General features: G+C 46.5%; 13 protein-coding genes and 4 pseudogenes. 7 read left to right on the top strand and 10 right to left on the bottom strand.

The genetic code is table 11. From position 1 onward, the window contains the following. The first annotated feature begins 33 nt into the window (after positions 1–33). Positions 34–1,086: a hypothetical protein gene (locus JCM10550_RS10020; RefSeq protein WP_062398867.1), complete on the top strand. Its 1,053-nt coding sequence runs from the start codon at positions 34–36 to the stop codon at positions 1,084–1,086. Between the two features lie 46 nt (positions 1,087–1,132). On the opposite strand, the gene JCM10550_RS10015 is transcribed toward JCM10550_RS10020, so the two are convergent. Continuing rightward, a complete protein-coding gene (locus JCM10550_RS10015) occupies positions 1,133–2,383 on the bottom strand; it encodes an IS110 family transposase (protein ID WP_062398865.1) in 1,251 nt (416 codons plus the stop codon). A gap of 401 nt (positions 2,384–2,784) precedes the next feature. Here JCM10550_RS10015 and JCM10550_RS10010 point away from each other — a divergent pair, with 401 nt between their 5' ends. From JCM10550_RS10010 to JCM10550_RS09985, 6 genes are all read left to right on the top strand, one after another. Next, on the top strand, positions 2,785–3,699 hold the full coding sequence (locus JCM10550_RS10010; RefSeq protein ID WP_062398863.1) for an ABC transporter ATP-binding protein: 915 nt from the start codon (positions 2,785–2,787) through the stop codon (positions 3,697–3,699). A 238-nt stretch (positions 3,700–3,937) separates the two neighbouring features. Beyond that, the gene (locus JCM10550_RS10005) at positions 3,938–4,684 is read left to right on the top strand and encodes an ABC transporter permease subunit (RefSeq protein WP_245619014.1); all 747 of its coding nucleotides are present in this window, start codon (positions 3,938–3,940) and stop codon (positions 4,682–4,684) included. A 123-nt stretch (positions 4,685–4,807) separates the two neighbouring features. Beyond that, complete coding sequence (locus JCM10550_RS10000) at positions 4,808–5,266, top strand: ABC transporter permease (RefSeq protein ID WP_062398859.1); 459 nt, start codon at positions 4,808–4,810, stop codon at positions 5,264–5,266. Continuing rightward, positions 5,263–5,655 carry a hypothetical protein gene (locus tag JCM10550_RS09995; RefSeq protein ID WP_062398857.1) on the top strand — a complete coding sequence of 131 codons (393 nt, stop codon included), beginning with the start codon at positions 5,263–5,265 and terminating at the stop codon, positions 5,653–5,655. Before JCM10550_RS10000 ends, JCM10550_RS09995 begins: the two co-directional genes overlap by 4 nt. Positions 5,656–5,972: 317 nt before the next feature. Next, entirely contained in the window at positions 5,973–6,455 is a 483-nt protein-coding gene (locus tag JCM10550_RS09990; protein WP_157200146.1) for a hypothetical protein, read from the top strand. A gap of 132 nt (positions 6,456–6,587) precedes the next feature. After that, positions 6,588–7,016, top strand: coding sequence for a hypothetical protein (locus tag JCM10550_RS09985; protein ID WP_062398853.1), 429 nt, complete (start codon positions 6,588–6,590; stop codon positions 7,014–7,016). A gap of 1,070 nt (positions 7,017–8,086) precedes the next feature. On the opposite strand, the gene JCM10550_RS09975 is transcribed toward JCM10550_RS09985, so the two are convergent. The 9 genes and pseudogenes from JCM10550_RS09975 to JCM10550_RS22810 form a co-directional block, all read right to left on the bottom strand. Next, on the bottom strand, positions 8,087–8,494 hold the full coding sequence (locus JCM10550_RS09975; RefSeq protein ID WP_062398850.1) for a hypothetical protein: 408 nt from the start codon (positions 8,492–8,494) through the stop codon (positions 8,087–8,089). Further along, positions 8,491–8,817: a hypothetical protein gene (locus tag JCM10550_RS09970; RefSeq protein WP_062398848.1), complete on the bottom strand. Its 327-nt coding sequence runs from the start codon at positions 8,815–8,817 to the stop codon at positions 8,491–8,493. Before JCM10550_RS09970 ends, JCM10550_RS09975 begins: the two co-directional genes overlap by 4 nt. Before the next feature lie 3 nt (positions 8,818–8,820). Further along, positions 8,821–9,195 (bottom strand): DUF4162 domain-containing protein, encoded by a 375-nt coding sequence (locus JCM10550_RS22825; RefSeq protein ID WP_245619012.1) that lies wholly within the window; start codon positions 9,193–9,195, stop codon positions 8,821–8,823. Positions 9,196–9,225: 30 nt separating this feature from the next. Beyond that, positions 9,226–9,644 (bottom strand): annotated as a pseudogene (locus JCM10550_RS22820) (ABC transporter ATP-binding protein); the annotation flags it as partial. A 289-nt stretch (positions 9,645–9,933) separates the two neighbouring features. After that, positions 9,934–11,267 (bottom strand): annotated as a pseudogene (locus JCM10550_RS09960) (FAD-dependent oxidoreductase). A 46-nt stretch (positions 11,268–11,313) separates the two neighbouring features. After that, positions 11,314–12,842 (bottom strand): annotated as a pseudogene (locus JCM10550_RS09955) (sodium:solute symporter family protein). Between the two features lie 195 nt (positions 12,843–13,037). After that, positions 13,038–13,547, bottom strand: coding sequence for an acetolactate synthase small subunit (ilvN, locus tag JCM10550_RS09950; RefSeq protein ID WP_062398846.1), 510 nt, complete (start codon positions 13,545–13,547; stop codon positions 13,038–13,040). After that, a complete protein-coding gene (locus JCM10550_RS22815; protein WP_245619000.1) occupies positions 13,544–13,705 on the bottom strand; it encodes a hypothetical protein in 162 nt (53 codons plus the stop codon). Before JCM10550_RS22815 ends, ilvN begins: the two co-directional genes overlap by 4 nt. Beyond that, positions 13,702–14,054 (bottom strand): annotated as a pseudogene (locus tag JCM10550_RS22810) (thiamine pyrophosphate-dependent enzyme). Before JCM10550_RS22810 ends, JCM10550_RS22815 begins: the two are co-directional and overlap by 4 nt. Positions 14,055–14,167: the final 113 nt, after the last annotated feature.

Genomic DNA, 14,167 nt, shown 5'->3' with positions numbered 1-14,167 from the left:
GATATTTGATCCTGATAAAAGATGAGTGGATAAATGTCCAGAAAAATAATCATCATATTCCTGGCGGCCATAATTCTGGTGGCAGCCGGCTCTGTGCTGGCCATTCAGCACACAGACAGCCTGACTGAGAATTCAACAACACCTACAGAAACAGAAACGGTTACGCCGACCAACAACCCTCCTGAAATAGTAAAGAATGACACAGAATTTGATAGCGTCAAAGAAAGAATTGTTGAATTATTTCCCAATATTCTTCTGAGTTCCCTCACCCCCCCGACACAGGACTGTGACTCACAGATTCCTGAAATAAGATATATCCTGTATGAAAATGCCCTCACAGAAAAAGGGGGGGAAAAATATGACATAAAGGTTGACTATGAGACCAGGGAGATACGATCATATCGATCAACAGAGCCACAGCTTTCAAGATCTGAGGAACCAGAGATCTCACTTGAAGAGGCAGAAGAGATCGCACTTGAGTTTCTCAAAAAGTTAAAAGGAGACAGATATGATGAGGTCATTGAAGAGTCTCATATAATTACAAAGGACTGGGAGAATACATATGCAGACGTCAGATTAAAGAGATTTCACAATGATGTTCAATTTTATATCGGATCCATTCATCTGATAATTGATTTAAAGACCGGAGAGGTGGCGGAATTCTATCAAAGATGGCCTGATTTTAAAAACAGCACATTCTCATCTCCAGAACCAGAGATCACCCCCCCTGATGAAGCAAAACAGATCATTGAGACAACCATCAATGAAAAGGATTCAGAGACCAGAGGATGCATAAAATACTACTATGACTCTGTGAATTCAGAGACAATGGAACCATACTGGTACAGCAACTATGTTCTGTTATGGTATGAAAAGGATATGCCCGTCCGCCTTGTATGGAGAATTGACTTCACGGTCAATACAAAAGATGAAACAGAAACAGAGGATAGTGGACATAACTTTACTCTCTATACTGCTGTTGTTGATGCACATTCTGGCGAGATACTCAGCATGACATCCCCGAATTTCCGGATCTACAAACCCAATGAGTATATTGAGTCAGCATCCGAGGGCAGTGCAACCTGAAATAAATATGATCCTCTTTACATGAAAGTGTAAGGATAGATCATCCTTACCCTACCCTATGATCTATTCTGTCCATTACAATTTTCATCTCATGTAAAATTTTAATTCTTTCATCCACTGGGATTGAAATCGTCTCAAACACCTTTTTCTTGATGATATAGTTCTTTTCGTAACCGGTCTCATCTTCGTACAATTCGTCATTTGTTATGAGGTGCCAGGTAATGGTCACAATCTTTCGTGCAAGTGCGATAATTGCCTTGCCAAATCCCAGGGAATCCTTCTTGCGAAGATAGAATTCCTTCAGTTTGCTTTTCTTAGTCCTGGCTGCTGCATGGGCGATTTGTGTCAGCATCCAGCGTGCAACCTTGGAACCCCCCCTTTTCGTAATCCTTCCGTTGTAGTACTTGTCGGCAGACTGGTGTACGGTAGGAACAATACCCAGCCATGATGCAAGTTTGTCACCAGATGGAAAATCATGAAAATCTCCGATTTCAGCCAAAAGGGTCGCTGCACCAAGTTCCCCAATTCCCGGTACTGAAGTGAGAATCTTCATCTCCCGTGGATAACGGGCATACGCATAGTGAAAGAATTCGTTTTCAAGAGATCCAATTTCACCATCAAATGCGTCAATCATAGTGAGACATGACTTCAGACGGAGAGCAGTGTTTTCTGAGATTTCCGCATTTAACACTTCAAGGATTTGATCCCGCTTCTTTCGGAGATTCTTCGGGAGACTCTCAATGATTTCATTTACAGGTGTTCCTGAAATGATACCGGAAAGTATGCGTCTGCCGCCCTTCCCGAAAATATCCGAAAGTACATTGTCAAGATGAAATTCTTCATTGGACAACACACTGTGCGCTTCATTTTTGATATCTGAGCGTTTCCGAACAAATATGTGCCTTTGACGGATTAGAGACCTGAATCCGCGAACTTCCTGGGTGAAGACACGGGATGGCTGAATCATACCGTTCAGAGCCAGTTTTGCTATGAATTCAGAATCGACATTGTCAGTTTTCTTGTGGGTAAAGGCTTTGATGTCGCGTGCATTCCCGACAATAACAGGTATATGATCGTTGAGAGAGTCGTAGATAGGAACCCAATAGTCACTTGTTGACTCGCAGGCGATAACATCACACTGCTCGGATAATACCCATGATTTAAACTCTGAAAGACCATTTTCATTCCATTCAAACCGTTTTTGCTTCTTTAACGAATCAGTATCTGTCAGTGTTGTGGCAATGATGAACTGCTTATGAACATCAAGACCACAAGAATTGTGTATTTGTGATGACATAGAACCACATCCATTAATTAAAATGGGCAGTGAATTGACCTGAAGAGGGCAATTTTACATCCGTGATCCAAGTCACATTTGTGCCTCCGATGGCAATTCACTGGTTAGTTTTTTGCCGAGCTAAAAGCTCAAAGAGGGTACAACCTTCCTGCCCGACGGCTGAAAAGGGAGGTAAATGTAATTAAATGTTGGACGTTGTCCCACTTTCATTGGTTGTGCATGCTATTCATCAGAATATCATGAGCGTTTTTTGTAATCCAGATCATTGAAAATACCGATCCACCCCCCCACATCTCACTTAACAAACGTGTAGATGATTCTGCCATAAATCGTATAATATAAGGCACCAATAAATCTATACTCAAATTATTTATCTCCCATAAAAAGAGGCAGACCAGACCATGATCAAGACTGAGAATTTAACAAAGGAATATAATGGGAACTGCGTTGTGGATCACCTCAATATGGAGATAAAAGAGGGTGAGGTCTTTGGATTTCTGGGGGGGCCAAACGGGGGGGCAGGCAAGACTACAACCATCCTGATGCTGACAGGCATGATTGAACCCACAGCAGGAATCTGTCTGATTGACGGGATTGATGTTGCACGAAACCCCCTGAAGGCAAAAGAGGTCATCGGGTATCTGCCAGAGGATGTGGGTTTTTACGGCAATATGACCGGTAAACAGAATCTCGACTATTTGCAAATTTATGGAATCAGTCCGGACGGCCGGGAAGAGAGGACTGATTATCTCCTGGAGCTTGTCAGGCTGAATGGCGTCACCCAAACCGTTGGTGGCTACTCCCGTGGAATGAACCAGCGCCTGGGCCTTGCACAGGCACTGCTCAATGATCCAAAGGTGGTTATTCTGGATGAACCGACTGCCAACCTGGATCCGGAAGGCGTCGCCCAGTTCAGAAAAATAATCCGGGAGATATCAGACGAAGGAAAGACGATTCTCATCTGTTCCCACATTCTGTCCGAGATAAAACAGGTCTGCCGAACACTCGGCATATTATCACAGGGAAAGATGGTTGCTCAGGGAACGACAGAGGAGGTGGAAGAGCAGCTCAGAGAGCAGAGCAATATACCAATGAAGATCATCATCGAGTCCATAAAACCCCCCCTGCCGGAACTCTCGCATCCTGACATTCTTGAAATTCATAAAACAGAGAACCGGGCTGAGATCTCGGTAAACAGGGATATCAGAAGAGAACTCTCCGGCCAGTTACGGGAAGTCTCTGACGGGATAATCGAGATGCACCTCGAAAAACCCGGACTGGAAGAGCTCTTCTTACAGGTATACAGGCGGGAATGATATGAAAATCCGAAGCTCGCCATAATTGCCCGAAAAGAGACCTGCGATCATATCACCAGTAAAAAATTTCTGCTCCTTCTCTTAATGCTCTCCATAGTCGTGGGAATTGGAGCAATCACCGGTATAAATGATTATCAGAATAATCTGGACAGATATAAATCTGGAGACAGCAGCAGTGTCCCTTCACCACTCTCAATAATCAGTTCTATAACCGAGGTCATCGGATACTACGGATTTGGTGCAATTATTGCCATTGCACTCGGTTTTGATCTCATTTCAGGGGGAAAAAGAGACAAAGTCACTGAGATCCCTGCTCTCACATCCGGTATACCGGGATGAAATTATAAATGGAAAAGCGATTGGCGGGATTGCCGCACTCACGATTGCAATAACCGTGGTATTTATGCTGGTTTTTGCATTATTTCTTATTCAGGGAATTGTACCAACCCTGTATGAATTAGGCCTGATGCTCATAGTCTGGCTGATAACAATTATTTTTCTGGCATCCAACTTTGCCCTTGCACTGATGGCATCTGTAATTGCAGGCTCCAGCAGTAATGCCCTGATATTGTCTCTGATTATTCTGTTTGTTCTGTCACTTTTCATCCCGGTATTCAGCGCCAGGGTTGCGGTCTATACAATGCTTGGAGAGAATCCGAGAGACGAGCTCTCCATAGTGAGATATTACGCAGATTCTGATGAGGATTATGAATATTCAGAGAGATTAGAAGAGAAACAACAGGATTATAATCAGAAGTACTCTGCGATCTATGAGATTTCGTCATTATTCTCAATACAACGGAATTATTCTGATCTTACCAGAGTATTTGCAAAGCCGTCCTGGGACTGCATAGACGGCACACCCATACTCTCATTTGAAGAGGTCATGAATCAGGCCTGGTTACAGTTGTTATTTTTCCTGTTGTATCCCTCGATCTTTTTTGGAATTGCCTATGTGAAATTTATGAGGATGGATCTCAGGTAGAGGTGAGATAAATGACGGCAGACAGAGTAATACTCATTGCAAAAAAAGAATTTCATGATCACATTACAAGCAGGAGATATATTGCACTCCTTGTATTGCTCCTGATTATTACCGGGGGGGGATGTGTGTTCTGAATTTGATATCTACAACATGGAATTAGCAGACTATTCAATCTCCGGAAGCACTGCAATGGATGAAGATGGCAATATCAATACGGGTCTTGCTGAATACCGGCCTGCCCCGATTAATCTGTTCGGTGGAATTATGAGAGGACTGGCATCATCTGTTTTTGGAGCGCTTATTGCAATAGCAATAGGGTTTGATGCCATCACAAAAGAACGTGAATCAGGATCAATCAAATCACTGTTTTCACATCCGGTATACCGGGACGAAGTGATAAACGGGAAAGCTATTGGCGGAATTCTTGCACTCGCACTTGCGGTAACAACCGTTTTTGTGATTACCGTTGCAATACTTCTGATCAACAGTATTGTTCCGGGTCTGGATGAGTGGCCCGGAATCTTCTTGTTATGGTTTGTATCAGTTCTGTTTCTGGTAAGTTGTTTTGCCATGCAATCATGACATCAGTATTTGCCAGAACAAGTGGCATGTCATTGGTATACGCCCTGATCATCTTCTTTGCCTTCGCATATCTCGCACCTGCAATTGCACCATCAGTAAGTGGATACATCCTTGGGCCGGACCCAATGGCAGATATGCGTGATGACATCTCATATGAGGACTACGAATTGCTGGTTGAGGAGACGAAAGGCTATTACATGAATGAATGGGAGATCACGAACATAATCAACCATCTCTCAATCAAGCACAATTACGGACAGATTGGCAGTGCTATTACAAATCCATTTTTTTATGGAACAGAGGTGTTAAGAATGGGTATCGTCTGGATTATGCTGAGATGGGAATATCCTTTGAAGATTTTATGGGAAAGGTTGGATCCAACATTCTGATGATGTTTATTTACCCGGCAGTCTTCTTTGGAATTTCATATGTGAGATTCATGAGGATGGACCTCAGGTGAATAATCCATTCAGCAGTAGAAATCCAGATTATTTTTTTATCAGACATCTTTTTCCGGATATTTTTTTAAAGCTCTGAATGAGCAGCAGAGATATCCGACGGGTAGAGAGTTCTGCCACAAATCGTATTTAAGAACGTAAATAATATAATGTGAAATGGATGTACACAATCCTGATTTACCCTGTATCTCTGAAAGATGCAGACAGGGGGGGATATATTGTGCACATCAGACACAGGTGAAGATGAGATGTCCAAAAAAATCATTGTTATATCCCTGGCAGCCATAATTCTGGTAGCCTTCTGTTCTGTAGTGTTTATACCGTATACACATGCCAATCCTGAAAATTCAACAGATATTGAACCCGATCTTCAGGAACCAACAGCAAAGCCTTCAGAAACAGAATCAATTAATGGTGATGCCAACGATATCAAAACTCCCAAAACCATCAAAGAAAAAATTATTGAATTATTTCCGGATATGGATCCTGAATCATTAAAGCCCAGAGCTGAACCGGACCGATTTATAAAAGGAAAAACATATCAGATGTATGAGAATGCAATCACAAAGAGTGGAAAAAAATACCGAATAAAAGTTGATTCAGATTCCGGAGAAATAATACAGTTTAACCCCCCTGTTTGGGATGCACCAGAAAAAAGGAGAATTAGAAATATCACTGGAAGATGCAGAAATAATCGCTCAGGAACTATTAAGAAATATAACTGGGAATAAAGCAGATTATTACACAAATAATTCAGTGATCACGTCGTCATATTTTCAAAATACGACTGCTGATGTCAGGTATACTCGGATACGGAATGGAATTCCGTATATGGCGAGTGGTATCAATTTTGGTATGGACCCATGAATGGTGACGTCTTCGGTTATTCCAAATTCTGGCTGGATATTGAAAATATCACATTCCCATCTTCAGAACCTGATATAACATTGGATGAAGCTAAAGAAATTGCTGAGACAACTGTCAATGAAAAATACCCCGGAACAGTGAAAAGTTTCACATTTAAGTCAGCCCAAGTGGGTTCAGATACCATAAATCTATGTTGGAATGATGATTCTGAACTGTTATATTATGAGAAAGAAATGCCTATCCGCCTTGTATGGCCGTTTTATTTTCAAGTCGAATTAAATGAGAATCCTGAAGAGGAACAAGATAACCACAGAATACATTATTTGACCGTCGTTGACGCACATTCAGGTGAGATTATTCGGTTATATTATAAAGATATTTCAATAGATGCGAGGAAACAGTTTCGTGAAAAAGAGATTGATTGATTTATGGATATAAGATCCTGATAAAAGATGAGTGGAAAAATGTCCGGACAAATCATTGTCATATCTCTGGCGGCCGCCTGCTCTGTGCGGATTATTCAGCATACAAACCGCCTGACTGATAATTCACCACCTCTCCCCCCCTTATTCGACTTTATCCACCCTTTTTGCCTTCCGGCATTGGGGGAATCAAAGGATGGAATAGAGGTATTATCTGCACGGAATTTCTGCCGGAAAATGAAGGTCGGAATACCGGTTATTTGCGGAAAAACCGGAGTATTACAGGCTATTAAGGGGCCTGTATTGGCACATATTCTGAGAGGAGGTCTGGACTGTCTCAACTGAGATGGAGCCACACCGGCTTCTGTGTGGACGTGTTTTTTCGGGTAAAAGGCCTGTTTAAGGGCATTTAAGCATTGCTTAACCCAATGAAGGGATTCCTGCCCCCCCAAGCACACCATTCATACAATGATTACCGGTGAACTGAAGAATAAGGTCGATATTCTGTGGGAAATGTTCTGGACGGGAGGTCTGACCAACCCTCTGGACGTTATTGAGCAGATTACGAATCTGATGTTTATCTGTGATATAACTGACCGCATTCAGACAACGGCTGGTAACAGAAGATGGCATTAACGAAACGCCATTACATAACTGAAAATGAACCCCCCCATGTTTGCAACTTTGCAACGTCTTTGCATAAAAAAAACGGGAATATTGCAAAGAAGAACGCAGACCAATATGCCTTGTATTGTATAAAATAAGAAGATAATAGAGAGAAGTGTACAGATAGTACAGGTACTTTGCGTACTTTACCAGGAACATACAGCACCCCGGATGACACTACTCTCATGTGTGGTCTTGTCTATGACTCATGTAACATTGCAATAACAATTCCTAATTCAACGTTACAGCAGCAAATTGTCCATTCATGCCCGTATGGTCGAATGAATTGTTGCAATCCGGGATTGCAAAGACATGGCAGGATATGCAGAACGTACAACATGAAACAGGTTCATGTGACGCTCTGGCTTCAGACGTTCTCAACCTGAGTAAAAAATAAAAAAAGAATATCAACCCTCAGGAAGGGTCGTCACAATCTTCTCCCGGTTTAATATCCGGGTCATAAACCCGATAACACCCAGCAGAAGCATGCCCACAATAAACATCGCTCCCACGACCGGAGCGGACATCACCACCACTCCTTCCGTCACCAGACCGTCAAAAACGGAGATCACCGCAATAAATCCGATAATCAGCACGATATTGAGAATCTGGTTCTCCTTCATCCCCAAAAGCAGCTGGACTAACCCCAACATGCCGATGGCACAGGCGATGTAGACCGGGACGACCAGAACGACAAACAGCATCATGACAACCGAAGGCAAAACCAGAAAGTCTGCTGCCGTATTGGAAAGGGCCACCAGTATCCCGGCAATCAGGAGGGCAACGGCATAGGCGGGAACCATCACGCCGATCACTTTTCCCAGCCAGATGTCCCGCAGCGGCAGAGGGGGGGAACAGAGCAGCGTTTCAATGGTCCCTTCAGTCTTTTCCCCCCCAGAAATGCCTGTGAAGAAAAGAAATATCCGCTAAAGACACCCAGCACCAGAACCAGATACATCATCAGGGAATCAAGTGTGGATACAATACTTTTCGCGTCTCCATCGACAACCGCCATTATCGCACCAAGGAGGTCATGCCCCCCGAATACACCCATGAAAAGCACGATGCCCACGATAAGAGACCGGTTCTTTGCAATCTGTCTCATCTCTTTTTTTGCGACCACAAGGATTGGATGCATCGGTTACGCCTCCTCCCGCATCACTTCAATATAAATATCTTCAAGCGAACGCTGATCTTTTCCCACCTCTTCAATACCAATCCCGGCATTGCAGAGACGGGATATGACCGGTGATGCGGATGAACCGGACAGAGTGATGGTAAATCCGGTTTCGTTCTCCTGAAAATCAGACACATCCGCTACTGCGGAAACAACAGAACGTGCCTCTGTTACCTGAGCAGAATCGGAAAGCGTGAATCTCACCTTCGTAACACCGCGGTTTTTCCGGAGATTCTCCACCGAGTCCAGGGCTTTTATTTTGCCTCCGTGAAGAATGGCCACACGGCTGCATATTTTCTGCACCTCATCAAGGTTATGCGAACTCAGGAACACCGTCATCGATTCATCCCCTGAGAGATGAACGATCAGGTCGCGAACCATCTTCTGGGCCTCCGGGTCCAGCGTTGAGGTGGGTTCATCCAGAAACAACACCTCCGGGCGGTGCAGAATAGCCCGTGCAATACCCAGCTTCCGCTTCATTCCGGTGGAAAACGTCCCGACAAGCACGCCCTTTCTTTCAGTTAAGTCGGTAAACTCCAGCAGCTCAACAATCCGTTCTTCAATATCCGGAATGCCGTAGAGTTCCCCGTAGTATTTCAGATTTTCATACGCGGTGAGTTTGTCAAACAGACCGTTATTCTCCAGTAACACCCCGACCGTGCACGGGTCTTGTCACTGGTATCAAGGGGGGGCTGATCAAAAACAAGGGCGCTTCCTGAGTCCGGCCGTAACAGTCCCAGTATGAGCCTCATCGTGGTGGTTTTGCCGGAACCGTTGGGCCCCCCCAGAAAACCAAATATCTCCCCCCTCTGAATACGTCAAAGGTGATGCCGGATATCACCGGATTTTTATCGAAGGTCTTTTTCAGATTGTGTACCGAAACAACGTTCTCCATAGTTCACTCCCATTTTATGGTGGTATCCAAAAAAATAATCGAATGGTATATTTCTATTTGTCCAGCGGAGTGATTATACGTGCGGAGGATGTGATCCCCCCCTGTCCGGTCTCACCAATCTGCTTCGATGAATACCACCGCCTGAAAAAAGATATTTTTCCAGAAATGAGACCCGATGAAGTTCACGCCGGATTGTTCAAATCAAGGAAGTCAAGAACACGCCGGATGCAGCCGTCCATATTCAGGTACTCAAACTCACCAAACCTCCCCAGAGGTTCGATTCCGACATCTTTCAGATAGGAAAGAACAATTCCGATATTCTCCCGGTAGGCAAGGTCATAGACGACATACGCATACTCCTGCCGTTTGACTGCAGCATACACCACATCTTCAGGCGACCCAAGAATATCCATCTTTGTCAGTCCTTCTACCGTGTGGGAGATGATCTCATCATCCGTCATCCGGGAGACAGCATCACCCTCATTAAAGGTAATTTCGGCCAGCACCGACGAATGCCCGGCAGGGGCGACTGCATCCGAATAATTCGACGGGAATGAGATACGGTTGAACATACCCAGCTCCTTCTGGGGGGGCACATACAGCCAGGAATAATCATTCACTGGGTGAGATACCCCCAGACAGACGGAGAACAGGGAATTATAACAGAGGGCAGCGACCGCCTCACGAATCTCCAGCGGCACATCCAACAGGCAGGGCAGCAATTCCTGCGGAGGAATTGTCGAGATACAGCGGTCAGCCGTAATCGTTTCCGTGCCGTTGCTGATCAAAAATCCATCCTCCGTCTTCTCAATAGAAGACACCGAAAAATTACATCGGATGGTATCTTCAACAGGTGCGGCAATCGCACGCACCAGTGCTTCGATGCCGCCGGTCACCGGATAGGTAAAGACCGACTGGTGCGTATAGCCTTCGGTCTCAATGCCAATCGCTGATTTGATGATATCTTCCACCGGAGGACGGGGGGGGATACGGCCATCCACCCAGTGCAGGGACATCTTCTCTGCGGGATAATTCCAGATCTTCTCATTATACGGGATCATATAGAGGTCGGCAATCCCGGTGCCGAATGTATACAGAATCCACTCCCGGAAGTTTTCCGGAGGCTGCAGTTCCCCCCCTTTTTCAAGTGCGATGAGTGTCTTGATATATTCATTGATGCAGTAAAACCGGTCTTCTGCAGGAAGTTCGGCAAGACCGTTTTCAAACGGATACTTGACATACGCTCCCTTAAAAAAGATCTTGGTATTCCGGTTCCGCTCCGCCTTGTTCTCCCCCGAGCACGTCACGCATAAACGACTGAACCGTGGCATCACGCGAGAATATGATATGGGAACCCCCCGTCGTCAAACGTAAATCCATCTGTTGTATGGGAACGGCACAATCCCCCCCCGTATGTCTCGTCACGCTCCAGAATGACTACTTCTTCACCCTGTTGGGTAAGGAGTCTGGCAAGCGTGACACCGGTAAGTCCGCCACCGATAATTGCTGTCGTCACAATCTAGAATATTATGCCGCCGGGGCATAAAAAAGGCGGGGAAAAATTATTTGGGCTGAATGTACGGGCCGGTCAGGGTGGCATCCAGCACATCTTCGCTGTTCTTCGGTGTCATCAGGCTGAAGACAATCATCGCAAGGGCTGCGAGTGTCAGGGCAATGAGACTGAAATGCACCGGCAGCGGTGCGACAAACTTGTGGTAGTATCCAAAGATACCCGAACCGATGAGACCGGCAATCATACTGGCAATGGCACCGGCGCCGTTCGCCCGCCGCCAGTAGAGCGCCGCTAAGAGGGGCACGGCAAAGGTCGCGAGCATGACGCCGATGCCCATCCATATCAGCCACGCCAGCATCTCCGGCGGATTGATTGCAAGGAACAGTGACACGGCCGCGGCAATGACGACGCATACCTGACTGACCAACAGTACCTCCCGGTCGGGAGCGGTCGGCTTCAGCAGATTCCGGTAGACATCCCAGGAGAAGAGCGTGCCGATGGTGAGCATCAGCCGGTCTGTTGTCGACATCACGGCTGCCAGCACGATCACCGCAAAGATTGCCCAGATCATCATGTTGGGCATGGCATACTCTATCCCGTACATGAACGCAAAGTCCTGAGTGTTCACGGTCGCAGGCAATACCAGTTTTCCTTCCTCAACCAGTGTTCGCACGGCAAACCCGGTAAACTTCACCAGGAACATCACCACGGCATAAATCCCGAACGCGATCAGAGGAGACCACTTAAAGAATTTCGTATCCTTTGCGGCAAGAATGTTGTTTACCACATGCGGAGCACAGGCAAGACCGACGATCAACAGAATCCCAAATGAGAAGAGGAACTCCGGTGTACAGAAGGCGTATGACGCGTAGACGGGTGTGGGATAGAACGGCTGCACCATATTCGGGTCAATCGATGCCAGCACTTCGTTGATATGGGTCAGACCGCCCGCGGAGATGATGACCAGGGGGGGTGCCATGATGATCACTCCCACGATGAGAATCATTCCCTGTATCAGTGTGGTCCACGAGACCGCATACATACCACCGATCACCGTGTAGACCGTGATAATGACAGCCGATATGATCAGTGCTGTGGTATGCGGAATATTGAAGAGCCAGACCAGAACGAGACTGATGGCAGTGTACTGGCCAACGAGATAGATCAAAGAGACGACAATCCCTGACACCGCAGCAAGTCCCCCCCGCACTGTCTTTGGGCTTTCGTAGCGGTGTGCGAGGTAATCCTCGACGGTCATATACCCGGTCTTTTTCGAGACCGCATGGAGCTTTGCCCCCCCAAAGACAATGATGGCAAAGGACGCCGCCAGTGGAACGAAGAGCTGTTCCCATATACCCGGCCACCCGGATGCATAGCCAAATCCGCTGACACCGACCAGAGTCATGCCGGAACAGACCGAGGCCACCATCAGGATGGTGAATACCCAGAATCCAAGGGAGCGGCCCGCAAGAATATAGTCTTCGGTATTGTGTATTTTCTTTGAGGCCCAGCCCCCCCGATACCGATGAGCATGATACCGTAGAGTGCGATGATGCCAATCGTGATGAGATCAGACATCGGGATCGTCACCTCTGAAATGCAGGCCCCACCAGATGAGAAGGCCAAAACAGACTGCAAGCGCACAGGCCACAGACACGAACGTTATATCGGGTAATCCAAACATGTAACTAGGGTAATGTGTGGCATGTTAACATATAACATGATTGCATTTTTTCGGACCACCGTGCAGATTCCGGAAAAAAGAGAGAAAAATTATTTTTTGGGGGAAACGGTCTTCGAACCGCGCGGCATCGCAATCTTTCCGGTTCGCACCAGTTCCTTGATACCGTACTGCCGGAGAAGACTCACCAGTGCGTCAATCTTACCGGTGTCCCCCCCGGTCACCTCAAGAACAACCGTGCGTGTTCCGACATCAATAATCCGGGCCCGGAAATTGTCTGCAAGCTGCATCACCTCCGCACGCGTCTGCCCGGCTTCCGCAGCGACCTTGACCAGTGCAATCTCCCGTGCGACATGACTCGTGTAGGTGATGTCGCTCACCTTGATGACATTGATGAGCTTGTTCAGCTGTTTTTTCACCTGCTCGATGATCTCATCGTCTGCAATCACGACAGCAGTGATTCTGCTCATCCCCCCCGGCTCTTCGCAGGTACCGACGGCGAGACTTTCAATATTAAACCCGCGGCGGGTAAAGAGTCCTGCCACCCGTGAAAGCACACCCGGACGGTTTTCAACCAGAACCGAAATCGTATGCGGTCTCATCTCTTCTCCCCCCCCAGTATCATCTCATTGATGGCAGCGCCCGCGGGAACCATCGGCATGACATTCTCTTCACGCTCAATTCTGAAGTCCAGCAAAAACGGCCCGTCATGTGCAAGTGACGTCTCTATCGCGTCTTTCACATTAGAGGAGTCCGTCACGCAGATTCCCGGCACCCGTATGCCTTTGCAATACCGACAAAATCCACCGAAGGCATATCAGTATAGGAGTAGCGTTTGTCATAGAACAGTTCCTGCCACTGGCGAACCATGCCGAGATACTGGTTATTCAGGATCATGATCTTTACCGGGATATCATACTGGACAACCGTTGCAAGTTCCTGAATATTCATCTGGATACTCCCGTCCCCGGCAATGTCAATCACCGGTTCATCAGGCAGGCAATACTGGCACCAATGGCTGCCGGAAACCCGTAGCCCATGGTGCCCAGACCGCCGGACGTGATCCACTGACGCGGACGCGTAAATGAAAAATGCTGCGCAGCCCACATCTGATTCTGGCCCACCTCGGTCACAATAATCCCCGCACCGTTGAGGATGTCAGAGAGTGTCTGGACGACATACTGCGGGGGGTCAGAATGTCGGTATCCGCAGTTGCCCGCTC

Source organism: Methanogenium cariaci JCM 10550, assembly GCF_001315945.1.
Classification (GTDB): domain Archaea; phylum Halobacteriota; class Methanomicrobia; order Methanomicrobiales; family Methanomicrobiaceae; genus Methanogenium; species Methanogenium cariaci.
This window is presented reverse-complemented; position numbering and strand designations above follow the sequence as displayed.

Coding starts and splice junctions, on each gene's coding strand:
- JCM10550_RS09995 (WP_062398857.1), top strand. CDS start 5,263: ATGACATCAGTATTTGCCAGAACAAGTGGCATGTCATTGGTATACGCC.
- JCM10550_RS09970 (WP_062398848.1), bottom strand. CDS start 8,817: ATGCATCCAATCCTTGTGGTCGCAAAAAAAGAGATGAGACAGATTGCA.
- JCM10550_RS10010 (WP_062398863.1), top strand. CDS start 2,785: ATGATCAAGACTGAGAATTTAACAAAGGAATATAATGGGAACTGCGTT.
- JCM10550_RS22825 (WP_245619012.1), bottom strand. CDS start 9,195: ATGACGGTGTTCCTGAGTTCGCATAACCTTGATGAGGTGCAGAAAATA.
- JCM10550_RS09990 (WP_157200146.1), top strand. CDS start 5,973: ATGTCCAAAAAAATCATTGTTATATCCCTGGCAGCCATAATTCTGGTA.
- JCM10550_RS09985 (WP_062398853.1), top strand. CDS start 6,588: ATGAATGGTGACGTCTTCGGTTATTCCAAATTCTGGCTGGATATTGAA.
- ilvN (WP_062398846.1), bottom strand. CDS start 13,547: ATGAGACCGCATACGATTTCGGTTCTGGTTGAAAACCGTCCGGGTGTG.
- JCM10550_RS10015 (WP_062398865.1), bottom strand. CDS start 2,383: ATGTCATCACAAATACACAATTCTTGTGGTCTTGATGTTCATAAGCAG.
- JCM10550_RS10020 (WP_062398867.1), top strand. CDS start 34: ATGTCCAGAAAAATAATCATCATATTCCTGGCGGCCATAATTCTGGTG.